The organism is Bradyrhizobium campsiandrae (assembly GCF_014529705.1).
GTDB classification, from domain to species: Bacteria; Pseudomonadota; Alphaproteobacteria; order Rhizobiales; family Xanthobacteraceae; genus Bradyrhizobium; species Bradyrhizobium campsiandrae.
This window is the reverse complement of sequence record NZ_JAANIH010000066.1, coordinates 1-22,020: the sequence shown is the minus strand read 5'-3', so window position 1 is coordinate 22,020 and position 22,020 is coordinate 1. Positions and strand designations below refer to the sequence as shown.

The 22,020-nt window shown below is 65.2% G+C and carries 26 protein-coding genes; 13 read left to right on the top strand and 13 right to left on the bottom strand.

Annotated features, from left to right (window positions below):
* The first annotated feature begins 7 nt into the window (after positions 1–7).
* Positions 8–400 carry a hypothetical protein gene (locus G8O24_RS34175; RefSeq protein WP_188106931.1) on the top strand — a complete coding sequence of 131 codons (393 nt, stop codon included), beginning with the start codon at positions 8–10 and terminating at the stop codon, positions 398–400.
* Positions 401–456: 56 nt separating this feature from the next.
* On the opposite strand, the gene G8O24_RS34170 is transcribed toward G8O24_RS34175, so the two are convergent.
* Genes G8O24_RS34170 through G8O24_RS34160 form a run of 3 tightly spaced genes read right to left on the bottom strand, consistent with a single transcriptional unit; the run spans position 457 to position 2,002 of the window.
* Entirely contained in the window at positions 457–1,266 is an 810-nt protein-coding gene (locus G8O24_RS34170; protein WP_188106930.1) for an isocitrate lyase/PEP mutase family protein, read from the bottom strand.
* Between the two features lie 51 nt (positions 1,267–1,317).
* On the bottom strand, positions 1,318–1,668 hold the full coding sequence (locus G8O24_RS34165; RefSeq protein WP_188106929.1) for an antibiotic biosynthesis monooxygenase family protein: 351 nt from the start codon (positions 1,666–1,668) through the stop codon (positions 1,318–1,320).
* A 25-nt stretch (positions 1,669–1,693) separates the two neighbouring features.
* Positions 1,694–2,002 (bottom strand): NIPSNAP family protein, encoded by a 309-nt coding sequence (locus tag G8O24_RS34160; protein WP_188106928.1) that lies wholly within the window; start codon positions 2,000–2,002, stop codon positions 1,694–1,696.
* A 166-nt stretch (positions 2,003–2,168) separates the two neighbouring features.
* On the opposite strand from G8O24_RS34160, the gene G8O24_RS34155 reads away from it, so the two are divergent.
* From G8O24_RS34155 to G8O24_RS34145, 3 genes are all read left to right on the top strand, one after another.
* On the top strand, positions 2,169–2,867 hold the full coding sequence (locus G8O24_RS34155; RefSeq protein ID WP_188106927.1) for a metalloregulator ArsR/SmtB family transcription factor: 699 nt from the start codon (positions 2,169–2,171) through the stop codon (positions 2,865–2,867).
* A 166-nt stretch (positions 2,868–3,033) separates the two neighbouring features.
* Positions 3,034–4,044 carry an alpha/beta fold hydrolase gene (locus tag G8O24_RS34150; RefSeq protein ID WP_188106926.1) on the top strand — a complete coding sequence of 337 codons (1,011 nt, stop codon included), beginning with the start codon at positions 3,034–3,036 and terminating at the stop codon, positions 4,042–4,044.
* A gap of 204 nt (positions 4,045–4,248) precedes the next feature.
* The gene (locus G8O24_RS34145) at positions 4,249–4,494 is read left to right on the top strand and encodes a GCG_CRPN prefix-to-repeats domain-containing protein (protein WP_188106925.1); all 246 of its coding nucleotides are present in this window, start codon (positions 4,249–4,251) and stop codon (positions 4,492–4,494) included.
* Positions 4,495–4,598: 104 nt separating this feature from the next.
* Here the strand turns inward: G8O24_RS34145 and G8O24_RS34140 are convergent, their stop codons facing one another.
* A complete protein-coding gene (locus G8O24_RS34140; RefSeq protein ID WP_188106924.1) occupies positions 4,599–4,892 on the bottom strand; it encodes a twin-arginine translocation signal domain-containing protein in 294 nt (97 codons plus the stop codon).
* 233 nt (positions 4,893–5,125) lie between these two features.
* Between G8O24_RS34140 and G8O24_RS34135 the strand changes: the two genes are divergently transcribed.
* The 3 genes from G8O24_RS34135 to G8O24_RS34125 all read left to right on the top strand — a co-directional run bounded on the left by G8O24_RS34135 (position 5,126) and on the right by G8O24_RS34125 (position 6,598).
* Positions 5,126–5,575 (top strand): hypothetical protein, encoded by a 450-nt coding sequence (locus tag G8O24_RS34135; protein WP_188106923.1) that lies wholly within the window; start codon positions 5,126–5,128, stop codon positions 5,573–5,575.
* Between the two features lie 109 nt (positions 5,576–5,684).
* Positions 5,685–6,338, top strand: a complete 654-nt coding sequence (locus G8O24_RS34130) for a glutathione S-transferase family protein (protein ID WP_188106922.1) — start codon at positions 5,685–5,687, stop codon at positions 6,336–6,338.
* 107 nt (positions 6,339–6,445) lie between these two features.
* A complete protein-coding gene (locus G8O24_RS34125; RefSeq protein WP_188106921.1) occupies positions 6,446–6,598 on the top strand; it encodes a hypothetical protein in 153 nt (50 codons plus the stop codon).
* A 9-nt stretch (positions 6,599–6,607) separates the two neighbouring features.
* Here G8O24_RS34125 and G8O24_RS34120 read toward each other — a convergent pair whose 3' ends face one another.
* Positions 6,608–6,955: a hypothetical protein gene (locus G8O24_RS34120; RefSeq protein WP_188106920.1), complete on the bottom strand. Its 348-nt coding sequence runs from the start codon at positions 6,953–6,955 to the stop codon at positions 6,608–6,610.
* Positions 6,956–7,095: 140 nt separating this feature from the next.
* Entirely contained in the window at positions 7,096–8,628 is a 1,533-nt protein-coding gene (locus G8O24_RS34115) for an acyl-CoA carboxylase subunit beta (RefSeq protein ID WP_188106919.1), read from the bottom strand.
* Between the two features lie 148 nt (positions 8,629–8,776).
* On the opposite strand from G8O24_RS34115, the gene G8O24_RS34110 reads away from it, so the two are divergent.
* The 3 genes from G8O24_RS34110 (at position 8,777) to G8O24_RS34100 (ending at position 10,998) form a co-directional block, all read left to right on the top strand.
* Entirely contained in the window at positions 8,777–9,181 is a 405-nt protein-coding gene (locus tag G8O24_RS34110; RefSeq protein ID WP_188106918.1) for a DUF4260 domain-containing protein, read from the top strand.
* 158 nt (positions 9,182–9,339) lie between these two features.
* The gene (locus G8O24_RS34105) at positions 9,340–9,936 is read left to right on the top strand and encodes a hypothetical protein (RefSeq protein WP_188106917.1); all 597 of its coding nucleotides are present in this window, start codon (positions 9,340–9,342) and stop codon (positions 9,934–9,936) included.
* A 69-nt stretch (positions 9,937–10,005) separates the two neighbouring features.
* A complete protein-coding gene (locus G8O24_RS34100; protein ID WP_188106916.1) occupies positions 10,006–10,998 on the top strand; it encodes a dienelactone hydrolase family protein in 993 nt (330 codons plus the stop codon).
* Positions 10,999–11,130: 132 nt separating this feature from the next.
* Here G8O24_RS34100 and G8O24_RS34095 read toward each other — a convergent pair whose 3' ends face one another.
* Genes G8O24_RS34095 through G8O24_RS34085 form a run of 3 tightly spaced genes read right to left on the bottom strand, consistent with a single transcriptional unit; the run spans position 11,131 to position 13,882 of the window.
* Entirely contained in the window at positions 11,131–11,394 is a 264-nt protein-coding gene (locus tag G8O24_RS34095) for an EscU/YscU/HrcU family type III secretion system export apparatus switch protein (protein ID WP_188106915.1), read from the bottom strand.
* Positions 11,391–13,031: a flagellar hook-length control protein FliK gene (gene fliK / locus G8O24_RS34090; RefSeq protein WP_188106914.1), complete on the bottom strand. Its 1,641-nt coding sequence runs from the start codon at positions 13,029–13,031 to the stop codon at positions 11,391–11,393. The genes G8O24_RS34095 and fliK overlap by 4 nt, the downstream gene beginning before the upstream one ends.
* Before the next feature lie 56 nt (positions 13,032–13,087).
* Positions 13,088–13,882, bottom strand: coding sequence for an ATP12 family chaperone protein (locus G8O24_RS34085; protein WP_188106913.1), 795 nt, complete (start codon positions 13,880–13,882; stop codon positions 13,088–13,090).
* A gap of 91 nt (positions 13,883–13,973) precedes the next feature.
* On the opposite strand from G8O24_RS34085, the gene G8O24_RS34080 reads away from it, so the two are divergent.
* The gene (locus tag G8O24_RS34080; protein WP_188106912.1) at positions 13,974–14,420 is read left to right on the top strand and encodes a hypothetical protein; all 447 of its coding nucleotides are present in this window, start codon (positions 13,974–13,976) and stop codon (positions 14,418–14,420) included.
* 24 nt (positions 14,421–14,444) lie between these two features.
* On the opposite strand, the gene G8O24_RS34075 is transcribed toward G8O24_RS34080, so the two are convergent.
* From G8O24_RS34075 to G8O24_RS34065, 3 genes are read right to left on the bottom strand one after another with little or no spacing between them, the layout of a single operon-like run.
* The gene (locus tag G8O24_RS34075; RefSeq protein ID WP_188106911.1) at positions 14,445–15,674 is read right to left on the bottom strand and encodes an RluA family pseudouridine synthase; all 1,230 of its coding nucleotides are present in this window, start codon (positions 15,672–15,674) and stop codon (positions 14,445–14,447) included.
* A gap of 52 nt (positions 15,675–15,726) precedes the next feature.
* Positions 15,727–17,064, bottom strand: a complete 1,338-nt coding sequence (locus G8O24_RS34070) for a replication-associated recombination protein A (RefSeq protein WP_188106910.1) — start codon at positions 17,062–17,064, stop codon at positions 15,727–15,729.
* On the bottom strand, positions 17,061–18,464 hold the full coding sequence (locus tag G8O24_RS34065) for a DegQ family serine endoprotease (protein ID WP_188106909.1): 1,404 nt from the start codon (positions 18,462–18,464) through the stop codon (positions 17,061–17,063). The genes G8O24_RS34070 and G8O24_RS34065 overlap by 4 nt, the downstream gene beginning before the upstream one ends.
* Positions 18,465–18,778: 314 nt before the next feature.
* On the opposite strand from G8O24_RS34065, the gene G8O24_RS34060 reads away from it, so the two are divergent.
* Complete coding sequence (locus tag G8O24_RS34060; RefSeq protein ID WP_188106908.1) at positions 18,779–20,410, top strand: OprO/OprP family phosphate-selective porin; 1,632 nt, start codon at positions 18,779–18,781, stop codon at positions 20,408–20,410.
* 39 nt (positions 20,411–20,449) lie between these two features.
* Here the strand turns inward: G8O24_RS34060 and G8O24_RS34055 are convergent, their stop codons facing one another.
* Positions 20,450–20,827: a winged helix-turn-helix transcriptional regulator gene (locus G8O24_RS34055; RefSeq protein WP_188106907.1), complete on the bottom strand. Its 378-nt coding sequence runs from the start codon at positions 20,825–20,827 to the stop codon at positions 20,450–20,452.
* A gap of 121 nt (positions 20,828–20,948) precedes the next feature.
* On the opposite strand from G8O24_RS34055, the gene G8O24_RS34050 reads away from it, so the two are divergent.
* A complete protein-coding gene (locus G8O24_RS34050) occupies positions 20,949–21,962 on the top strand; it encodes a zinc-binding alcohol dehydrogenase family protein (protein ID WP_188106906.1) in 1,014 nt (337 codons plus the stop codon).
* Positions 21,963–22,020 lie beyond the last annotated feature (58 nt).

The following is a 22,020-nucleotide window of genomic DNA, read 5'->3' as shown; positions in this document are numbered from 1 at the left end:
TCTATCGATGGCTGACGACCGTTTTCCCAACGATCCGTACCGCCCGAGTCTCGCCGACGATGAGTACCTTCGCGCGGCGCGGAGGGATGCCGACCTTCAGGCCGATCCCGAGCTTGGCGAAGGCCCCGCCTCCAGCGGCAAGATCGCGCTGTTCGCGGTGGCTATTGCCCTGGTGCTGGGCGCCGTGTTCTATGGCCTGAACAATAGCGGCACGGGCAACCAGGCGAGCAACACGCCGGCGACGCAGACCGCCCAGCAGACGGCTCCTGCCAATCCGGCCGCGCCTCCCGGCATGCGTGACGTGACGCCGCGCAACAACACCGAGCCGGGCGTGACCACGGGTGCTGCGCCGAGCAAGCCGGCCCCGGATACGCAGACACCGTCTGACGGCGCGAAGTAACGAATCACGACACGACGCGACAGCGGCGGGATCGAAAGATCCCGCCGCTTCGCTTTTTAGCCGAACATCTTGTTGAGCTCGCCGCCGGGATAGCCGCCGCCGAGCTCGTTGAACGTTCCCTTCTCCGCCATCTCCTGGGCCGCGCGCATGAAGCCGCCCCAGGCGGCGCGCGCGAGCGAGCCGCCGACGCTGATCCGGCGCACGCCGAGATCCTCGGCCTCCTGCAACGACAGGCCGGAGCCGCCGATCAGCAGGTTGAACGGCTTGGGGGCGACAGCCTTCACCACCGCGGCGATGTCCTCGCGCGTCTTCAGGCCCGGCGCATAGAGACAGTCGGCGCCAGCATCCGCATAGGCGGTGAGCCGGTCGATGACGAGCTTGAGGTCGGTCACGCCCCAGAGATACGCCTCGCAGCGGCCGACCAGCAAGGTGCCGCTGTCGCCGATCGCCTTGCGCGAGGCCTTGATGCGCTCGACCGCGAGCGCACGCTCATAGAGCGGCTTGTCCTTGTCGCCGGTGGAATCCTCGATCGAGAGGCCCGCAACACCGGTGCGCACGCCGCGCTCGACATGATCGGCGACCTGATCCGGCTCGACCGCAAATCCGCCCTCGAAATCCGCATTCACGGGGATGTCGACCGCAGAGCTCAATGCTGCCAGATGCTGACAGACATCGTCCACGGTGACGCGATTGTCGGCCTTGCCGATGGTCCAGGCAAAGCCCGCGCTCGAGGACGCAATCGCCTTGAAGCCGAGATGCTGCAACGCCTTGGCGCCGCCGACATCGACCGGATTGGGCAAGATGAAGCAGCCGCTCTCGTGCATCTTCCTGAACGTCGCGCGCTTGTCAGCAGTCGTCACATGCATGTTTCGCTCCCTTGTTGGCCGCGCAGAGATAGGCACGTACCTTCATGAGCGCTAGTGCGCGTCGTGCACGGCGCGGCTGTCCTTCGGCGCCTCTTCGCGATCATTCATGCCGTAGTCCCTGATAACGCTGGCAATGCGCAGGTGATAGTCGGCGAAGATCTTGGCCCTGCCCTTGGCCTGGGTGCGCCGGTGCTCCATCGTGTTGCGCCAGGCTTGCACGGCGGCCTCGTCCCGCCAGAACGACAGCGACAGGATCTTGCCCTTCTCGGTCAGGCTTTCGAACCGCTCGACCGAAATGAAGCCGTCGATGGTCTGCAGAAGCGGCTTCAGATCGGCCGCGAGGTCGAAATAATCCTGGCGATGGTCCGGCTTGGGCCAGACCTCGAAGATCACGGCGATCATGGGCGTCTCCTCGTCAGTTGACGGCCTACACTACCACCTTGCGCAGAAAGGTGCGCTCTTCGGCGAGGATGAATTTGTTGTCCTCGGCGAAGTGGAAGTTTGCCATGCCCTCGGCATCCTGCCGCAGCCGCGCGCGATAGGCTTCATACGCAGCAAGGCTGTCGAATGTGATCAGCGCGAAGGCGATGTTGTTGGTGCCCTCATGCGGCATGAAATAGCCGATCAGGTCGCCGCCGCATTTCGGGATGATGCTGAGCCAGCGCTTCGAATAGTCCTCGAACTGGGCACGCTTGAAGGGATCGAGCTGGTAGCGGATGAAGACGGTAACGGACATAATGGGGGCTCCTGATTTTTCCCTCGTCATTGCGAGCGCACGAAGCAATCCAGGAATCTCTCCGTTGAGACAGCCTGGATTGCTTCGTCGCTGCGCTCCTCGCAATGACGAGGCCGTGAGAGGCTACGCCCTTGCCCTGCTACAATGCTTCGGCTACCATCGAAGCATGAAATCCGGACCCGACATCGCCATGGTCGCTGCGCTGGTCGGCGACCCCGCCCGCGCCAACATGCTCACGGCGCTGATGAACGGACGCGCGCTCACGGCGAGCGAGCTGGCGCAGGAAGCGGGCATCACGCCGCAGACTGCAAGCTCGCATCTTTCCAAGCTCGAGGCCGGCGGGCTGGTCGAGCCGGAGAAGCAGGGCCGTCACCGCTACTACCGCCTCACCGACGACGACGTCGCCGGCGTCCTCGAAGGCCTCGCCGGCCTTGCCGCGCGCACCGGCCACATGCGCGTGCGCACCGGGCCGAAGGATCCGGCGCTGCGCCGTGCGCGGATCTGCTACGACCACCTCGCCGGCGATCTCGGCGTGCAGATGCTGGACTCGCTCCGGTCGCGCCACCTGGTGAAGCAGAAGAAGCAGGACATCGAGCTGACGGCCGAGGGCGAACGCTTCCTGGCCAAACATCTGCAGATCTCGCCTGAGATGCTCAGCCATCCCCGCCGCCCGGTCTGCAAGGCCTGCCTCGACTGGAGCGAGCGGCGCCACCATCTCGCCGGCACTTTGGGCGCCGCCATGATGCAGCGCTTCGCCGAGCTGAAATGGGCCGCGCGCGATGCCACCCCCGGCAGCCGCGTGGTGAACTTCACCCGCACCGGCGAGAAGCAGTTCGCCGCGCTGTTCGGGAACGGCAAGGACTGATCACGCTCTGCTCGTGACGGCACACAATCGCGTGTGAACGCTCGCTCTCGTCGTGGCCGGGCTTGACCCGGCCATCCACGCCTTTATTGCCGCTGGCACGTGGATGCCCGGGCCTTTTGCGCGAAGATGCGCTTCGCGCTTTTGCCCGCGCATGACGGAGATCCTTATGACCCGCATCTTCTCGACCGTCCTCGCAGCCGCCCTGCTCGCTCTACCACTCGCCACATCGCACGCCGCCGACGCACACCAGCGCGAGCCCTATGGCATCGCGCTCGAGGGCTTTGCCTATCCCTATGCGGTGCATCTGCTGCCGGTCGTGAACGACGGCGAACAGCTCAACATGGCCTATATGGACGTGGCCCCGGCGCAGCCGAATGGCCGCACGATCGTGCTGCTGCACGGGCGCAATTTCCCATCGAGCTATTGGGCCCCGGTCATCAAGATGCTGGGCGAGGCCGGCTACCGCGTCGTGGTGCCGGACCAGATCGGCTTCGGCAAATCGTCCAAGCCGGTGGGCGAACTGCATTTCGACACGCTCGCGCGCAACACCGTCGCGCTGCTGGATCATTTGGGGATCAACAAGGTCGACATCGTCGCGCATTCGCTCGGCGGCATGCTCGGCGTGCGCATCGCGCGCGCCTATCCGGATCGCATCGCCCACCTCGTGCTGACGGCGCCGATCGGCCTCGAAGACTATCGCCTTTACGTGCCGCCGACGCCGACCGAGACAATCATCGCGGCCGAGGACAAGCTCACCGCCGACGGCTATCGCAAACAGCTCCAGACCAATTACGCGATCAAGCTGCCGCCGGAGGCGATCACGCCGTTCATCGACGCGCGCTTCAACATCAAGGGCAGCGCAGACTACCCGCGCTGGCTGCGCGCCTTCGTCTCCTCCGGCCAGATGATCTATCGTGAGCCGGTCGCGCATGAGATCACCGAGATCACCGAGCCGACACTGTTCATCATGGGCGCCGACGATCACAACGCGCCGGGCCGACCGAATGCGCCGGAATCCTTGCGGGCGAAGATGGGACAGAACGCGGAGCTCGCAAAGGCGTTTGCCGCGAAGATGCCGAATGCGCGGGCCGAGGTGATCCCGGACACCGGGCACCTCGTCTTCCTGGAGGCGCCGGAGAAGTACAAGGAGCTGGTGCTGGGCTTTCTGGGTCACTAGCGACGTGGCCTGTCGCTTCAGGCCATATGGGGGCAGTGTTCAGGCCGCATTCAGGTCATGATTGGCAGGTTTGGATCGCGACGTGCCGGCACGTGCCAGATTTAACGTGTCGAATCGTGTCTTTTGATTCAATGTGCGCCGCAAGCGCGCAGCCCGGGGATTTGCCCCAAGGACAAGAAGGCCAAGGACAAGAAGGATCATCAAATGAAATATCTGTTTGCCGCCGTGATGCTCGCCAGCGCGGTTGTCAGCTTCAGCGAGGCGGCCAGCGCCGCCGGCGGTTGCGGCCCGGGCTGGTACCGCGGCCCTTACGGCGGCTGCCGTCCGATGCGTGGTCCTGTTGTCGTGGCCCCCGGTCCGGTCGTGGTTGCCCCGCCTGTCGTCGTGGTGCGTCCGCGCGTTTGTCCCTATGGCTTCCGCTGGTACGCCGGCCGCTGCCGTCCGTTCTGATTGCTTGCATCAGCGAAATGGCCGCCTGCGCGGCCATTTCTATTGAGAGCCCGAGACCAAAAGGGGATCGCCATCGCGATCCCCTTTTTCATCCCGGCTCGCCGTTACCAGTGGCGCCAATGGCGGCGGTGCCAGCGCCGGCGCCAACCCCAGTGACGATGGCGCCAACCCCAGTGACGGTGATGCCAGTGGCCGTGACCCCAGCGCACTTGCTCGGGCTTGAGCTGGGCCGCTTCCTCGCTGCTGGTGACGGCGGGATGGGCGTCCGGATTGGCTGATGGCATGCTGCCGTTCCCGAGCACCTGCGGCGCCAGCGGCGCAGCCTGTGCGGCGGTGGTGAACGCGGCAGCTCCCGCCGCGACCCCGATTGCAAGTTTCAAAAAGTTCCGGCGCTCCATGGAGATATCCTTTGATTCATCGATCGCGTGATGCAGAGGAAGTGTCGCGACGGCGACATGAACTGCGGCTGAATCGCGCGTTCAGGTTCCTTGCACTGGTGACAGGACGGCGCGCTCCCGCGTAGATTGAGATCCACGATCCGCGGCAGTCGAAGAGCGAATACTCATACCCTCTCGCACAAATTCAATTTCCCCAAGCAGTTGAGGAGAGCACCTTGAAACGATGGCAGCAATTGGCGCGCACGCTGGGCGCCTTCGCATTCCTTTTCACTGTCGGCAGCATGGCCGGACAACAGGCCCATGCCGACGGCTCGGTATCGTCCCTGCATATGGGCTACGGCGCGGCCACGCCGGCCGAGTTCGATCGATTCCTGTCGGTGATCCAGCAATACAACGCCTCGGGCGAGCGCTTTCGCATCGACAGCCATTGTCAATCCGCCTGCACGATGTTCCTGTCGATCCGCAATGTCTGCGTCACGCCAGGCGCGACCTTGTTGTTTCACGCCGGCGGATCCATGAAAAAGGGCATCCTCAGCCCCGCGCGCACGCAGCAAATGGCCAGCACCTACAACGCCGCCCTGCGCCAATACGTCACCGACAACCATTTCATGGACACTTTCGCCTTCCATTCGATCTCGGGAAGCGACATCGTCAAACGCTTCGGCTATCCGGCCTGCCGGTAGGCTGGCGGGTTGCGACCCTGCCTGGAGAGCTCCGTGAAAAAATTCGCGCCCACTGTCGGGACGCGCCGCCTCCGTCCGTCCTCGGCTTGAGACAGCGCGGAGACTTCGCATGGCCGACCTCACCCTCACCACCTACGACTGGGTTCCCCCGCCGCCGCGCGGCTATGTCCGCGACCTCAGGGTGCGCTGGGCGCTGGAAGAGGCTGCGCTGCCCTATCGCGTCGTCAGCACGCCTTTCAACGATCGTGGGCCTGCGCATCTCGCGCACCAGCCGTTCGGCCAGGTGCCGTGGCTGACCGACGGCGACATCTCGATCTTCGAGAGCGGCGCGATCCTGCTCCATCTCGGCCAGCGCAATCCGGAGCTGATGCCATCGGATCCGCGCGGCCGGAGCGAAGCAGCGGAATGGGTGTTCGCCGCGCTCAATTCGGTGGAGATGGCAAGCCTGCCCTGGACGATGTCGAAATTCATGAAACATCCGACCGACACCGCGGCGTGGAAGTTCGTGGACGATTTCCTCAAGCTTCGCCTCAAGCATCTCGAGCCGGTGCTTGCGGCGCGCGAATGGCTGGCAGGCTCCTTCTCCGTCGCCGACATCCTGATGGCGGACGTGCTGCGCGTCGTCGACGGCTTCGACGGTCTGGCAGACAGTCTCGCCTGCCGCGCCTATGTCGCGCGCGCCACCAGCCGCCCGGCCTTTGCCAAAGCCCACGCGGACCAGATGGCGCATTTCGCGGCGGCGGATCCGGCGCGCGGGATGTGATCCACCGCACATCGTTAACCCGGAGTTAGCCATACGCTCAGGGACACCGGAACGAAGCAATTTGCTTCAAATTATCGACTCAAGTTTCTTGCCGCGGAAGGTGACACATGGCCCGCATCGATTATCTCAGAGAGCAGATCGCCCGTGCCGAGCGTCTGGCGAAAGCGATCCTCGACCAGCAGACGGCAGAGCGGCTGCAAGCCTTCGCCGCCGAATGCCGCGTGGAACTGCAGGCGCTGACCGTGAGGACTGCCGCGTGAGGCGCAGCGCTACACCAGCTTCATCGGCGTGTCGGCCACCACACGCAAATCGATGCTGCCGATCAGCGCCGAGCGGCGTGCCTCCGCAGCACCGATCGCATCGTCCGTCTGCCGCAACGTGCTGATATTCGAGCCGAGCGAGACGATGCCGCCGAGCACCAGCGCGATCGAACCGAGCGCGGCAGTCTGACCCAATCCAAACAATCCGAGAATGGTGATCAGCAGCAGCGCCGCACCGCTGCCGATCGCGATCTTGGAGGCCAGAATGTACTTCCGACACCGCTCGGCGATCTCGGCGAGCCGCTCGATCCGGTCTTCGATGTCGGAGATTTCGTCGGTGAGATCATCTTCGGTCATAGGATTTTGATCGAACCTGTAGGGTGGGTTAGCCTTGCGATTGCGCGAAGCGCAATTCGCTGGGCGTAACCCACCAAGATCTCGGCACGGTCAGTTCCGCTGGTGGATTACGGCTTCGCCTAAACCACCCTACTCAGTTCTCACAACGGCAAATTGTCGTGCTTCTTCGCCGGCGCCTCGACCTTCTTGTCCTTCAGCATCGCCAGCGCGCGCGCGATGCGCTTCCTCGTCGAGTGCGGCATGATGACGTCGTCGATATAGCCGCGCTCGGCGGCGATGAAGGGTGAGAGGAAACGATCTTCGTATTCCCTCGTGCGGGCGGCGATCTTGTCGGGGTCGCCGATGTCAGAGCGGAAGATGATCTCGACCGCGCCCTTGGCGCCCATGACAGCGATCTGGGCGGTCGGCCATGCGTAGTTCATGTCGGCACCGATCTCCTTGGAGGCCATGACGTCGAAGGCGCCGCCATAGGCCTTGCGGGTGATGATGGTGACGAGCGGCACGGTGCACTGCGAGTACGCGAATAGCAGTTTCGCGCCGTGCTTGATCAGGCCGCCATATTCCTGCGCGGTGCCCGGCAGGAAGCCCGGCACATCGACGAAGGTGACGATCGGGATGTTGAAGGCATCGCAAAAGCGAACGAAGCGCGCCGCTTTCCGCGATGCGTCAGAGTCGAGCACGCCGGCCAGCACCATCGGCTGGTTGGCGACGAAGCCGACAGTGCGCCCCGCAATGCGGCCAAAGCCGGTGACGATGTTCTTGGCGAAGGCTTCCGCAATCTCGAAGAAGTCGCCCTCGTCCACGACCTTCAGGATCAATTCCTTCATGTCGTAGGGCTTGTTCGGATTGTCGGGGATCAGCGTGTCCAAGGACATGTCGATCCGCTCGATGGAATCGAAGCTCGGCCATTCCGGCACGCCGTCCGAATTGTTGGACGGCAGGAAGTCGATCAGGCGCCGCATCTGGAGCAGCGTCTCGACGTCGTTCTCGAAGGCGCCGTCCGCGATCGAGGAGCGGGTGGCGTGCACCGAGGCACCGCCGAGCTCTTCGGCGGTGACGACCTCGTTGGTGACGGTCTTCACCACGTCGGGGCCGGTGACGAACATGTAGCTGGTGTTCTTCACCATGAAGATGAAGTCGGTCATGGCAGGCGAATAGACATCGCCTCCGGCGCAGGGGCCCATGATGACGGAGATCTGCGGGATCACGCCCGAGGCGAGCACGTTGCGGCGGAACACGTAGGAATAGCCGGCGAGCGCGGCGACGCCCTCCTGGATGCGGGCGCCGCCCGCGTCATAGAGGCCGATGATGGGCGCGCGCGCCTTCATCGCCATGTCCTGCAACTTCGTGATCTTCAGCGCGTGCGTTTCGGAGAGCGAACCACCGAATACGGTAAAATCCTTCGCGAAGACGAACGTCTTGCGGCCGTTGACGGTGCCCCAGCCGGTGACGACGCCGTCGCCGGGGATCTTGTTCTTCTCCATGCCGAACTCGGTGGAGCGGTGCTCGACGAACATGTCGAACTCCTCGAACGATCCCTTGTCGAGCAAGAGCTCGATGCGCTCGCGCGCGGTCAGCTTGCCGCGGGCGTGCTGCGCCTCGATGCGCTTCTCCCCGCCGCCGAGCTTGGCGGCGGCACGACGATCTTCAAGCGCGTCCAGAATATGTTTCATTTGCTCCCGCCAGTTCTTAAGCCTTAAGTGCGGTGCGTTCTAACACGGCATTTTGCGGACCGGGAAGCCGCTTTCGGCGCCGCAGGGCTGCCCTGATGCAGCGTGAAAGCGCAAGGAATTCCAAGGTTTTGCCCCCCGGGAGACGAGCATGAGCGAAGCAACGGCCGAGACCGGCGCGGCAACGGGCGGCGTCAACATCCTGCTGCGGCTGGAGGGCCTGACCTTGTTTGCCGGGATGGTGGTGCTCTACTGGGCCTGGGATGGCTCCTGGTGGGTCTTTGCCCTGCTGTTCTTGGTCCCCGATCTGAGTTTCCTGGCCTACCTCGTCGACGCCAAATTCGGCGCGCTGGTCTACAACGCCGCCCACAGCTACATGGCCCCGGTGGCGCTGCTGACGCTGGGTTTCGGCCTCGCCTCGCCCCTCACCCTGTCCATCGCCCTGATCTGGCTCGCCCATATCGGCATCGACCGGGCGCTGGGCTATGGCCTGAAATATGCTGCAGGCTTCGGCTTCACCCATCTGGGGCGGATCGGCCGGCAAAACGGCGCCTGAACTGTCGCGGCCGGCGGGACCGCCAATTTGTCGCGCCGCGCCGGTTGACCGGGCCTGCCGATTCAGGCTTGCTCCACGCTTGCGATCAGGCGCCGAATGTTGCGTGAGCTCAGTCGGTACGGCGGCGGTCATCACGTCCGGCTGCAAGCATCACCCCCATGTCCGCCACGGTCGTTCCCTTGCCTGCGAACAGCGCATCCGAGACCACCGACTTCCTGCGGCGCATGGCCAGCATGGTGTCGGGGCGAAACGGCGAGATGCTGCTGCGCGCAGCAAGCCTGATCGAATCGTTGGCGCAGCGGGCGATGTCGGCCGAACGCCTGTTTCACGAGCAGCAGGAGGAGAACAAGCGGCTCGCCGAGCGGTATGAAGCCGCCGAACTCGCCTCCGACGCCATGGTCAATCAGATCGCCGCGCTCCGGACGCAGCTTGCGGAGGTCACCGCGGCTGCAGCCGCCGAACGGGCCGGCTTCGATAGCGAGCGCAGCAAGCTGCTCATGCTGATGCAGGATGCGGAGAGCCATATCGGCAAGCTCACCGCCGAGCTCGAGACCTTGCGCGCCTCCGTCGACGCATTCAACGAGACGGTGATCTCCGTGCCGATCGAGGTGCTGCGGCTGGCGCGGACCCAGTTCGACTATCTCTCCAGCGGCTTTGCGCGCAAGGGCGACGTGATCTCGCAGGCGATGAGCGAGATCGGCGGATTCGCCATCGACCAGGCGCTGACGGCGAAGAAGCCGGCCGAGAAGGCATAGCGCGACCGCGCAAATTGACAGCGTGCGCAGCCGTTGATCTACTTCCCAAAAATATCGAGGGAGGATCAGATGCCAACGGCATTTCGTGTCGCGGTGACGCTCATTGCGCTCTGCGCTTCAGCCGGGTTGGCCGGCGCTCAATCGCTTCCCAAGGACTCCCCGGCCCGGACCGAGATCTTCCCGATCCCGTCCCTCACCCTGTCCGACCAGCAATTCCTCAGCGGCGATGCCGCATCCGGCAAGCCGGTGACGGTCGCCGGCGAATTCCGCGTGGCACAGGGCACCGGCAAGATGCCCGTCGTGGTGCTGATGCACGGCTCGAGCGGCGTCGGCGCCACCACGGACGCCTGGGTGCGCGAATTCAACGCCATGGGCATCTCGACCTTCGTGATCGACGGCTTTACCGGGCGCGGCCTGACGGTGACGGGCCCGAACCAGGCCCTGCTCGGCCGGCTCAACCTGATCATCGACACCTATCGCTCGCTGGAGATTCTGGCGAAGCACCCGCGCGTCGATCCTGACCGCATCGTGCTGATGGGTTTTTCACGCGGCGGACAGGCGACGCTTTACGCGAGCCTCGACCGCTTCAACAAGCTCTGGAACAAATCGGGCGTGCAGTTCGCGGCCTATATCCCGTTCTATCCGGATTGCTCGACGACCTATCAGAGCGACACCGAGGTCGGCGCGCGCCCGATCCGCATCTTCCACGGCACGCCCGATGACTATAACCCGGTGAAGAGCTGCAAGGCCTTGGTCGAGCGGCTCAAGGCCGCGGGCCGCGACGTGGCGCTGACCGAATACCCTGATAGCGCGCATGGCTTCGACAGCGGCTTGCTCGGGGTCAGCACAGTCACGGTGTCGGCCAATGCGCAGACCGTGCGCAACTGCCACATCAGGGAAGGCGACGGCGGCGTGCTGATGAACGCCGATACCAACGCACCCTTCACCTACAAGGATGCATGCGTCGAGCTCAACCCGCATGTCGGCGGCAATCCCACAACGGCTGCGGAATCGCGCAAGGCCGTGGTGGAGTTCTTGCAGGCGTTGTTCAAGCTGGGTTGAGAGGCAGCCAAGCAGGCGGTGCCGTAGGGTGGGCAAAGCGCAGCGTGCCCACCATATGGAAATCGTGGGCACGGCGCTGCGCGCCTTTGCCCACCCTACGGCAGCTCGCAATGACGCATGGATAGAGGCGCGCTACCGGCCCCGGCCCGACAGCCGCAGCACGAACACCAGCACTTCGGCGACGGCCTTGTAGAGGTCGGGCGGAATCTCTTCGCCGAGCTCGACCTTGGAGAGCGCGCCGGCCAGCACCTCGTTCTCCTCGATCGGGATGTCATGGGCCTTGGCGATCTCGACGATCTTGGCGCCGATCGTGCCCCTGCCCTTGGCGACCACCACGGGCGCGCCGCTGCCCTTCTCGTAGTGCAGCGCAATTGCGAGTTTGGATGGCTCGCTCATGTGGCGCGATCCAGGAAATGCCCGGCGCGTGCCGGCGCCGGTTGCGGCGGGATCCCATCGCGCACGACGATGTCACCGGGCTGGAGCTCGGCTTTGGTCAGCGCCTGGTTGAGCTCCCCAATCCCGGCGCGCAATTGCTGCGCGGTCGCCGGCCGCTCGGCCCACATCCGGACGAAGGTCTTGTCGCCGCTCAGCGTGATCAGCGCGTGCACGGGGCCTGCCGGCTCGATATTGAGCGAGAAGCGCGCGCGCCAGGCGCGCTTGGCGGTATCCGGCGTCTCGTTGCCGCCGTCACGCGAGATCTCGAACTGCGCCATTGCGGTCCCTTGCGGGGTCGCAAACGGGATCTCGAAATTCCAATGCGGCACGGTCGGATCGATGCGATGCCCGCTGGCGTCGGTGCGGTCGGGCAGCGAGGCAACCTGCAACAGCGTCTGTCGCGCGATCGCGGCATCGGTGTCGCCGAGCAGGCGATGCAGGGTCGCAGCGAGCGGCGCGTCTGGTGCGAGCGATGGCGAGGCGATCGCTTGCGGCGCCGGCAATGCTCCGCGAAACGGCGGTGGCGTCGTCCCACGCGCGGCCGCGTCGAAGACGTGGCCGTCGGGCACGGCCTTGTTGGAGCCCGGCAGGTTGCCGGTCAGGCGCGGAAGGTTCTGCGTGACCTCTTGCAGCAGGCTCGCAGCGAGACCTGCGGAGATGGCCCGCGGCAGCGCGGCCTGTGGCGCGCCACCAGCGATGTCGTTCAAGACGGCAGCCGCAAGCGCAGCGTCGCGCGGCAATGGGGCGGGTTGGGCAACGCCAGCGTCAGGCATTGGCGACGCCGTCTGCACGGCCTCGCCGACCACCTGAAGTGCGGCGGCCGTGGTCTGGGGCACAGCGGTAGCGCCCGTCGGCGGCGCGGTGGTTTGCACCGGGGCCGGCGACACGCCAGTTTCGACCGCGCCCGACGACAGCGCCAGTGTCTGGCGCAGCACGAGCAAGGCCGCCTTCAGATCCGGCGCCGCGCCCGACGGCGGCGTCGCGCCCGCGGCAAGCGAAGCCTCGAGAAACAGGCCGGATTTCTGGAAGGCGGATTCGATATCGCCGCCATCGAGGGCGGTGTTGAGTGGCGTCTGTTGCACCAGCACGTCCAGCACGGCCTGCTTCAGGCCTGCGGGCAGATCGCTGCCGGTCACGACCGAAGCCAGGTTGGCGAACAGCGGCGCCTGGCTGCCCTGCCTGGTCACGGCATCGGCCGACGCCACGGTGACGGCGACTTGCTCGGCCGGCGTCAGCGGATCGCGGACTGCGGTGGCGGCTGGCGCCAGCGACGGGCTGTCGACCAGCGAGGCTGCCGTCGGCGTCAGCGTGACCTGATCGGCACTCGCCCCGCCAGCGCCGTTGACGATCGCAAGCTTGATCGTGCCGTCGTTCTGCGACACCGCGAGCTGGAGATTTTGCCCTGGGGTCAGCGACACCTCGGACATCACGTCCATCGAGAGGTTGGCAATTGCGATCCGCACCAGATTGTCGGCGAGCAGGCTGACGACCCTGGCATCGACGACGCTACCGGCCTGCAGCACGAGATCGGGCGTTGCCGCATCAGCCACGGGGCTGGCGGCGCTGACCGGCAGGATCGAGCTGACTGGCGTCGTCATCACGGAAGGCCCAGGGAACGCTGGTCCCACCCTAAGGGGCCCTCGTAAACCTCTCGTTAAGGACCTTTGGCCGCGGCCGGGTTCACGGCCGCCAAGACGGTCACGGCGGCCTCGAAATCCCTGAGGCGGGCGGCCCGGCGGGCGGCCGCCTCCTCGTCCGCGCCCCATTGATCGACGTTCCAGTCTTCGTCGACATGGGCGGCAGACCAGACCTCGCCGGCGTCGCGCACGCCATGGGCCAGCGCCAGCGCCAGGAGCGCCGATCCGGTCAGGGTGGTCACCATGTGGAGCGCCGCAACCGACCAGGGGTTCCCCGGCAGCGCCGCCCGCGCGGCCCTGACCGCCTCGTCCGGCTGCTTCACATGCATGATGCCCTCGGAGAGGATGAAATGCGCTCCCAGCGTGTCCGCGGCCCAGTACAGCACGGGGTCCCAATGCGCGGCCTCGCGAGCCACCAGGCCCTCGGGATGGCCGGCGCGATAGAACAGCAGGTCCGTCTCGAAATATTTGGCGAGGTCGTCCGTGACGAGCTCGACGCGGTCGACCACACCCTCGACCACGCTGTTGGCGATCCGCGTCAGCGGCATGGTCACCGGATCGATCGCCTCGCCCTGGGTCGCCCATTCCGCGGCGACGGCATCGGCGAGCTCCCGCGCCGGGATGACCACATGGCGGCCGGATGGCGTGCGGATCGGCTTGCCATCCAGCGTGATGGCAAAGCCGCCCTCGGCCTCCGTGACGCCGGCCTCCTTGTAGAAGCGCTTGCGCAGCGGTGTCCGAGCGGAGGCACGCGCCGATTCCCGGGGATCCGGTGGGGGTTGCCCCGCTGCGTCTTCGAACAATTCGCGCATGTGAGTTTTCGGTCCCGGTCTCTGAAGGCAGTTTTTAGAGTAGGATCGGCTTTTAAAGTAAGACCTGTGGCCGATAAAGCGAGCGGCGGGCATGAGGGAACTTGCGGGCATCGTGGCCCTGTTGGCCGGGCTTTGGCTCACCGCCGCCGAGGCCGGCTTTCGCACCCCGGAATCGCTGGTCCGCAACGTCTATGCCTATTACGGCGAGGGCGCGCCGGAGCTGTCCCGGGGCCTGCCGCGGGATGACGCCACGGCCCGGCAATTCTTCGATCCCCCCTTGCGCCAGGCATGGTCGGCGCCGCGCACGGAGCCCTATGATTTCCTGGTGCAGAGCCCGAGCTGGAAGCTCGGCCCCGTTGCGATCGCAATCCTCCGCAAGGAATACGACAAGACCTACGTCGCGGCGAATTTCGACAATCACGGCCGGCCCGTGACGCTGAACTTCATCCTGGTCAACGGTCCCGAGGGCTGGCTGATCACCGATGTCGAGAGCCCGCATGATAGTTTGCGGATGTTTCTGGAGCAGTTTCGGAATTGAGGGGCCAACAGCAGAGGCTCCGCCCTACTCCTCCGGCGCGTTCTCGATCGGATCGAACCGGCTGGCGTCGAGCCCGAGCAGATTCCACGACTGCTGCATGTGCGGCGGCAGCGGCGCGGTGGCGTCGATCAGGCCGCCGCGGGGATGCGGGATGACGATGCGGCGCGCCAGCAGATGCAGGCGGTTCTGCAAGCCGCCCGGCAGCTGCCAGTTCTCGATGTTGAAATATTTGGGATCGCCGACAATGGGATGGCCGATATGGGCCATGTGGGCGCGAAGCTGGTGCGTGCGGCCCGTTACCGGCTTCAGCGACACCCAGGTCAGCTTGTTGCCGGCAGTCTCGACCACCGCGTAATACGTCACAGCGTGGCTGGCGCCCTCGTCGCCGTGCTGCGCGATGCGCATGATGGTGTCGTCCTCGCTCTCCTCTTTCGCAAGGAAGGTCGAGATGCGGCCCTGCTTCGGCTTCGGCAGGCCCGGCACCAGCGCCCAATAGACCTTGCGCGCCGAGCGCGAGCGGAACGCGCCGGTCAGATGCGAGGCGGCAAAGCGCGTCTTGGCGATCAGCAGACAACCCGAGGTCTCGCGATCGATGCGGTGCACGAGGCGCGGCTTCTGGCCCTTGGAATCGCGCATCACCTCCAGCATCTGGTCGATGTGCCGCGTCATGCCCGAGCCGCCCTGCACGGCAAGGCCGGCCGGCTTGTTCAGCACGAGGACGTCGTCGTCCTCATAGATCGTCATCTCCTTGAGCGCCTTGAGCGTCTTCTGCGCGGCCTCCGAGAGCTCGCCAACGACCTTCGGCGCATCCAGCTTCAGCGGTGGAATACGGACGCTCTGCCCTTCCTTCAGCCGATCCTTGCTGTCGACGCGCTTGCCATCGACGCGCAGCTCGCCTTTGCGGACGACGCGCTGGATATGGGAAAACGACAGGCCGGGAAAGCGCGCTTCGAGAAAGCGATCGACGCGCATGTTGTTCTCGTCGGCCGTCACCGTGACGGTCTGCACCTTGGTCGGCAGCAGCGCCTCGATCGGCTTTGCCGGCGCGACCCTTTCCGCCTCTGCCCTCTCCAGCTTAGCCCTGGGCCGATGCCGCTCGGCACGCTCGCCCGCAAAGCGCGGCGGCTTGCCACCGGACTTGCCACCGGGACGCGGCCCCGCCTTCTTCACGCTCCGGGCCTTGAACGGGCGCGATTCCTTGCGCTCATCGCGCGAACGGGGCTCTTGATTGGTTCTCTTGATACGGCGGCTCATGCTTGCCTGCCTAGCCTAAAAGCGGCCTGCCGTCACGACGAAACGACGAGCTCTAGCGTGAGCCACCCCGCTCCTTGCGCAGCTTGGCCCAATAGTCCAGCCGCTTGCGGATCTCGCGCTCGAAGCCGCGCTCGGGCGGGTCGTAGAAGGTCTGGCGTCCCAGGGCCTCCGGAAAGTAGTCCTGGCCGGAAAAGGCGTCGGGGGCGTCGTGGTCGTATTCGTAAGCTGCACCGTAGCCCTCCGACTTCATCAGCTTGGTCGGCGAGTTCAGGATGTGCTTGGGCGGCAGCAGCGAGCCGGCCTGCTTGGCCACCTGCATCGCGGTGCCGAATGCCGTATAGACCGCATTCGATTTCGGCGCGGTGGCGAGATAGACGACGGCCTGCGCGATCGCGAGCTCGCCTTCGGGATGGCCGAGGAAGTCGAACGCGTCTTTTGCCGCATTGGCAATGACGAGCGCCTGCGGATCGGCAAGGCCGATGTCCTCCACCGCCATGCGCACGACGCGGCGCGCGAGGAACAGCGGATCCTCGCCGGCATCGAGCATGCGGCAGAGATAATACAGCGCGGCATCGGGATCAGAGCCGCGCACCGATTTATGCAGCGCCGAGATCAGGTTGTAGTGGCCGTCCGCCGATTTGTCGTAGATCGGGGCGCGGCGCTGCAGGATGTCCTGCAATTGCGCCGCATTGAAAATCTCGTCCGGGCGTGCCGAGCGCCAGACCTCTTCGGCCAGCGTCAACGATGCGCGGCCATCGCCATCGGCCATGCGCACGATCACGGCGCGTGCTTCCGCATCGAGCGGCAGCTTCTTGCCCTCGACCGCCTCGGCATGCGCGAACAGCTTTTCGATCGCGGCGGCATCGAGCGAGCGAAACACCAGGACGCGCGCGCGGGACAAAAGCGCCGCGTTGAGCTCGAACGACGGGTTCTCCGTGGTGGCGCCGACCATGACGACGGTGCCGTCTTCCATGACGGGCAGAAACGAATCCTGCTGGGCGCGGTTGAAGCGGTGCACCTCGTCGACGAACAGGAGCGTGCCCTTGCCCATCTCGCGCCGCGCGCGCGCAGCATCGAACGCCTTCTTCAAATCGGCAACGCCGGAGAACACCGCGGAGATCTGCTCGAAGTGCAGGTCGGTCGCATCCGCGAGCAGCCGCGCCACCGTGGTCTTGCCGGTGCCGGGCGGCCCCCAGAAGATCAGCGAACCCAGCGTGCGCGTCTCCAGCATGCGCGTCAGCGCGCCGTCCGGGCCGAGGATGTGATCCTGGCCGACGACTTCCGACAGTGCGCGCGGCCGCAGCCGGTCCGGCAGCGGATGCGGGGCATCGTGATCGAGCCCCGCCGCGGCGAAGAGAGTTGGCGTCTCCTGTGGTCGCTTCGGACTCATCCGCCCAGCGTGACGTTGATCTGCTGGCCGCCGCGCACGACCGCAATGCGCCAGAGCCGCGGCTGCTCCTTGGCGGCCTTCTCCAAATCGCTCGTCCTAGTGATCTTCTGGTTGTTCACGGACAGGATGATGTCGCCCTTCTGGAAGCCGACATTTTGCGCCGCCGTGCCGTCGCCAATGTCGGTGACGACGACACCTTCGGTGTCGGCATCGAGATGCAGCTCGTCAGCCACCGCGGGCGTGATGGTGGAGATCCTCGCGCCCTGGAACGGAGAACGCGTGGTGATGACAAGCTCGTTGCGGCCGGTGTCGGGCGCGGGCTCGAGCGCGATCGTCAGCTTGAGCGGCTTGCTGCTGCGTTGCACGTCGATTTGCGCGGTGCCGCCGAGCGGACGCGTGGCGAAGCGATAATCGAAGGCGTTGGGATCATCGACGGTCTGGCCGTCGATGCCGGTGATGAGGTCGGACGATTTCAGGCCGGCCTTCGCAGCCGGGCCGTTCGGCACCACGCTGGCGACCAGCGCGCCGGTCGGCGAGCGCAAGCCAAGGCTCTCGGCGATCTCGGGCGTGACCGCCTGCAGCTTCGCCCCGAGCCACGGCCGCTTCACCGCCGTGCCGCCGCTCTTAGCGGAGGCGACGACGACGCGCACCATGTTGGCAGGGATTGCAAAGCCGATGCCTTGCGAGCCGCCGGAGCGCGAATAGATCGCGGTGTTGATGCCGGCGAGCCGGCCGTTCATGTCGACCAGCGCGCCGCCGGAATTGCCGGGATTGATCGCAGCGTCAGTCTGGATGAAGAACTGGTAGTCGGTGATGCCGACCTGCGTGCGCGCCAGCGCCGAGATGATGCCGTGGGTCACGGTCTGGCCGACGCCGAAGGGGTTGCCGATCGCCATCACGACGTCACCCACCATCAGCTCGTCCGAATTGGTGAACTCGAGCGCCGGAAACTTCTCCTTGGCGTCCTTCAGGCGCAGCACCGCGAGGTCGCTGCGGGAGTCCTTCAGCACGATCTCGGCCTCGAACTCGCGCTTGTCCGACAGCGACACCTTCACCTGGTCCGCGCCTTCGATGACATGGACGTTGGTGACGACGAGTCCGGAGGAATCGACGATCACGCCCGAGCCGAGCGATCGCTGCACCTGCTCCTGCTGCAGGCCGCCGCCGAAGAAGCGGCGGAAGATCGGGTCGTCCAGCAACGGATTGCGGTTCTGCACCACCTTGGCAGCATAGACGTTGACGACCGCCGGCTGCACCCGCTGCACGATCGGCGCGTAGGACAGCCGCAGTTCGGCCGGCGACGACGGCACGCGACGGTCCTGCGCCGCGGTCGGATTCAGGCAGGCCGCAAGGGCTATGCACAATGCCGTGAGGACGGCGGTCGAGATCGATCGAAACATTCCTACCTCTTGGAAAAGACGACGGAATATAGGCGCGTTCGCCCCCCAATAGAAGGGCGCCGGGCGGCAATATTCGGGGTTCGTCCGCACCTTCGGCATACAAGCCCTGCGTGCGGAATGACAATTTGCCTGGGACCGCGAGTTGGCATGATGCGCATCATCTTGCATTCTCATCGCGGGCAGATTCGGTTGCGGCGAATTTGCATCAGTGGGAACCGCGCAACCGGCCGCGCTCGTCGCGGGACAGTCATCGATCAATCCTAGACTCTCCCGTTCTCGACTTGGGGAAGTTCGTCAAACGATGGAGTCATGACGTGAGCAGGACAAGACTTGCAGCCACGGCGATTGGTCTCGCCGGTGCTCTGGCGGCCTCGCAGGCCCAGGCCCAATCGGCAAGCAACAGCGAACAGGAGATCGCGCTGTTGAAGCAGCAGTTGAAGATGCTGGAGCAGAAGCTCGACAAGCTCCAGAACCAGACGGCCGCGAACACGGCGGCCACGGCGAAAGCAAGGCAGGAAGCGAAAGCCGAAGCCAAGGCCGAAGCGCGCTCGGAGGCGAAGGTCGCCATCGCCAATGCGAACGCCGCCATTCCGGTCAAGGGCCCGGTCGCCCCGTCCGGCGTCGTGGTGACGATGCCGAACAATCGACCCACCATCTGTACCGCCGACGAGCAGAATTGCATCGCCATTACGAGCCGCGTGCACTGGGATGTCGGCGGCTACAATTATCGTCCCGACACCGCCGCGACGAGCCCGCAAAAGCTCGACAGCGGCGAGAACCTTCGCCGTGCGCGCATCGGCGTCGTCGGCAAATTCCTCGGCGACTGGAACTATGCGCTGATCTACGATTTCGGCGGCTCGTCCGACGGCTTCGGCGGCACCGGCGCCGCCGGCGCCACCGCTGTCGGTTTCCTTCCGGGCGGCGGCACATCGGGCGTCGAGAATGCCTATCTCAGCTACACCGGCCTGAAGCCGTTCGGCGGCAAGATGGCGGTCGAAGCCGGCGTCATGGACATCGCCTGGACGCTCGATGAATCCACCAGCTCCAACGACATCATGTTCATGGAGCGCGCCTCGGTCGGCCTCATCGCCCAGAACATCGCGGCCGGCGACTTCCGCTCGGCCATCGGCACCCGCTGGTGGAACGATCAGCTGTGGATGGGTGCCTATGTCACCGGACCGACCACGGGCCAGATCCACTCTGCGTCCAGCATCTCTCCGGCCGGCAGCAGCGAGCAATATGGCGCGATCGCCCGCATTGCCGGCAACCCGATCAGCGGCAAGGATTATTCGGTGCATATCGGCGCCGATGCGGAGTGGCTGATCCAGCCGCCACGCAATCTGGTGACGCAGGCGCAGACGCTCACGCTCAGCGATCGACCCGAGCTGCGGATCGATCCGACCTCGCTCATCTCCACCGGTGCGATCGCCAACGTCTCAGGGGCGCAAGCCTACGGTGTCGAAGCGGCCGCGACTTACGGCTCGTTGATGGCACAGGGCGAATATTACTGGTTCAACGTCGACCGCTCGGCCAATACCGGCCTGCCGCCGTTCGGCGCGCCCAGCCTGAAGTTCGAGGGCGGCTACGCGCAGGTCGGTTACGTCCTGACCGGCGAGAGCCGTGCCTACAATGCCGCAAACGCCGCCTATGGCGGTGTCAAGCCGGCCAATCCCTTCTCGCTCGCCGGCGGCGGCTGGGGCGCCTGGGAAATCGCAGGACGCGTCAGCACGATGAACCTGAACGATCAGCTCGCAACCGCGGCCGGCATCGCCGGCGGACGGCAAACCATCTACACCGCCGCGCTGAACTGGTACGTCAACAACAACGTCCGCTTCATGCTCGACTATCTGCATGGCGACATCTCCAAGCAGGCCAGCGCCACCTCCGCTGTCAATGCGGGCTCGACGTTCAACGCCGTCGCCATGCGCACACAGGTCGCGTTCTGAGGCAATCGCTTCCGGGAGCGGCACGCCGCTCCCGGATCTTTACGCCGCGCGAGTCGGCTTCCTCACGACGACAGGTGGTGGCGCGCAGGACAGCCGCTGCTGGTGGCTCTCGCCCCAGGCCTTCAGAATGTCGATCACCGGCCGCAGGCTCTCACCCAACTCGGACAGGCAATATTCCACGCGCGGCGGCACTTCGGCATAGACTTTGCGGATGACGAGCTTGTCTTCTTCCAGCGCGCGCAGCTGCTTGGTCAGCATGCGCTGGGTGATGCCGGGCATCATGCGGCGCAGTTCGCCGAAGCGCTGGGTGCCGCTCTGGAGGTGGTAGAGGATCACGCCCTTCCACTTGCCGTCGATGAGGTCCAGCGTCGCTTCGACCGAGCAGCCGGGACGACGGGCAAATTCGCGCCGTTTCATCTGTGTTTTCCCAATAGTATCCAAACAGGGACTATCTCCCCGAATGTACAGTACTTGCCAAATGGGAGCCAGCGCGACAGTTAGGACCGCAGGCGAACACGCCATCTGATGGAGACAAGCCATGAAGGCCGTCGGTTACAAGAAATCGCTTCCGATCGATGATCAGGACGCACTGTTCGATTTCGAGACTGCCAAGCCAGAGCCAAGGGGACGCGACATCCGCGTCGCCGTGAAGGCGATCTCGGCCAATCCGGTCGATTACAAGGTGCGCAAGCGCGCCGCCCCGCCCGAGGGCGAGACCAAGATTCTCGGCTATGACGCCGCCGGCGTGGTCGATGCCGTCGGGCCCGAAGTGACGCTGTTCAAGCCGGGCGACGAGGTCTTCTACGCGGGCTCGATCCTGCGCCAGGGCACCAATTCCGAATTCCACCTGGTCGACGAGCGCATCGTCGGCAACAAGCCGAAGAGCCTGTCATTCGCGCAGGCCGCGGCCCTGCCCCTCACCTCGATCACCGCCTGGGAATTGCTGTTCGATCGTCTGGGTGCTGTTCCCGGCAAGAGCGTCGATCCGCGCACGCTTCTGATCACCGGCGGCGCCGGTGGTGTCGGCTCGATCCTGATCCAGCTGGCGCGCCGCCTCACCGGCCTCACCGTGGTCGCGACCGCGACGCGGCCGGAATCGCAAAAGTGGTGCCTCGATCTCGGCGCACATGCGGTGGTCGATCACGGCAAGCCGATGAAGGAGCAGATCGAGAAGCTCAAGCTGCCGCCGGTCGCGCTGGTTGCAAGTCTCACCTTCACCGAGCAGCACTACAAGTCGATCGCCGAATTCATGGCGCCGCAGGGCAAGTTCGGCCTGATCGACGATCCCCCGGAATTTGCAATTGCCGCCTTCAAGGGCAAGGCGATCTCGGTGCACTGGGAATCGATGTTCACGCGCTCCTCGTTCCAGACGCCTGACATGATCGCGCAGCATCATCTGCTCAACGACGTCGCCGACCTCATCGACAAGGGCGTCTTGCGCACCACGCTCGACCAGACCTTTGGCACGATCAACGCAGCCAACCTCAAGCGCGCGCATGCGCTGCTCGAAAGCGGCAAGTCGCGCGGCAAGATCGTGCTGGAGGGGTGGTAGGCGACCGCAACGCTGGAGCGTAGGGTGGGTTAGACCAGCAGCTGCGCAAAGCGCAGTT

Excerpts from the sequence above, each read along its gene's own strand:
- G8O24_RS34175 (WP_188106931.1), top strand. The coding sequence starts at position 8 with ATGGCTGACGACCGTTTTCCCAACGATCCGTACCGCCCGAGTCTCGCC.
- G8O24_RS34170 (WP_188106930.1), bottom strand. The coding sequence starts at position 1,266 with ATGCATGTGACGACTGCTGACAAGCGCGCGACGTTCAGGAAGATGCAC.
- G8O24_RS34165 (WP_188106929.1), bottom strand. The coding sequence starts at position 1,668 with ATGATCGCCGTGATCTTCGAGGTCTGGCCCAAGCCGGACCATCGCCAG.
- G8O24_RS34160 (WP_188106928.1), bottom strand. The coding sequence starts at position 2,002 with ATGTCCGTTACCGTCTTCATCCGCTACCAGCTCGATCCCTTCAAGCGT.
- G8O24_RS34155 (WP_188106927.1), top strand. The coding sequence starts at position 2,169 with ATGAAATCCGGACCCGACATCGCCATGGTCGCTGCGCTGGTCGGCGAC.
- G8O24_RS34150 (WP_188106926.1), top strand. The coding sequence starts at position 3,034 with ATGACCCGCATCTTCTCGACCGTCCTCGCAGCCGCCCTGCTCGCTCTA.
- G8O24_RS34145 (WP_188106925.1), top strand. The coding sequence starts at position 4,249 with ATGAAATATCTGTTTGCCGCCGTGATGCTCGCCAGCGCGGTTGTCAGC.
- G8O24_RS34140 (WP_188106924.1), bottom strand. The coding sequence starts at position 4,892 with ATGGAGCGCCGGAACTTTTTGAAACTTGCAATCGGGGTCGCGGCGGGA.
- G8O24_RS34130 (WP_188106922.1), top strand. The coding sequence starts at position 5,685 with ATGGCCGACCTCACCCTCACCACCTACGACTGGGTTCCCCCGCCGCCG.
- G8O24_RS34125 (WP_188106921.1), top strand. The coding sequence starts at position 6,446 with ATGGCCCGCATCGATTATCTCAGAGAGCAGATCGCCCGTGCCGAGCGT.
- G8O24_RS34120 (WP_188106920.1), bottom strand. The coding sequence starts at position 6,955 with ATGACCGAAGATGATCTCACCGACGAAATCTCCGACATCGAAGACCGG.
- G8O24_RS34115 (WP_188106919.1), bottom strand. The coding sequence starts at position 8,628 with ATGAAACATATTCTGGACGCGCTTGAAGATCGTCGTGCCGCCGCCAAG.
- G8O24_RS34110 (WP_188106918.1), top strand. The coding sequence starts at position 8,777 with ATGAGCGAAGCAACGGCCGAGACCGGCGCGGCAACGGGCGGCGTCAAC.
- G8O24_RS34105 (WP_188106917.1), top strand. The coding sequence starts at position 9,340 with ATGTCCGCCACGGTCGTTCCCTTGCCTGCGAACAGCGCATCCGAGACC.
- G8O24_RS34100 (WP_188106916.1), top strand. The coding sequence starts at position 10,006 with ATGCCAACGGCATTTCGTGTCGCGGTGACGCTCATTGCGCTCTGCGCT.
- G8O24_RS34095 (WP_188106915.1), bottom strand. The coding sequence starts at position 11,394 with ATGAGCGAGCCATCCAAACTCGCAATTGCGCTGCACTACGAGAAGGGC.
- fliK (WP_188106914.1), bottom strand. The coding sequence starts at position 13,031 with ATGACGACGCCAGTCAGCTCGATCCTGCCGGTCAGCGCCGCCAGCCCC.
- G8O24_RS34085 (WP_188106913.1), bottom strand. The coding sequence starts at position 13,882 with ATGCGCGAATTGTTCGAAGACGCAGCGGGGCAACCCCCACCGGATCCC.
- G8O24_RS34080 (WP_188106912.1), top strand. The coding sequence starts at position 13,974 with ATGAGGGAACTTGCGGGCATCGTGGCCCTGTTGGCCGGGCTTTGGCTC.
- G8O24_RS34075 (WP_188106911.1), bottom strand. The coding sequence starts at position 15,674 with ATGAGCCGCCGTATCAAGAGAACCAATCAAGAGCCCCGTTCGCGCGAT.
- G8O24_RS34070 (WP_188106910.1), bottom strand. The coding sequence starts at position 17,064 with ATGAGTCCGAAGCGACCACAGGAGACGCCAACTCTCTTCGCCGCGGCG.
- G8O24_RS34065 (WP_188106909.1), bottom strand. The coding sequence starts at position 18,464 with ATGTTTCGATCGATCTCGACCGCCGTCCTCACGGCATTGTGCATAGCC.
- G8O24_RS34055 (WP_188106907.1), bottom strand. The coding sequence starts at position 20,827 with ATGAAACGGCGCGAATTTGCCCGTCGTCCCGGCTGCTCGGTCGAAGCG.
- G8O24_RS34050 (WP_188106906.1), top strand. The coding sequence starts at position 20,949 with ATGAAGGCCGTCGGTTACAAGAAATCGCTTCCGATCGATGATCAGGAC.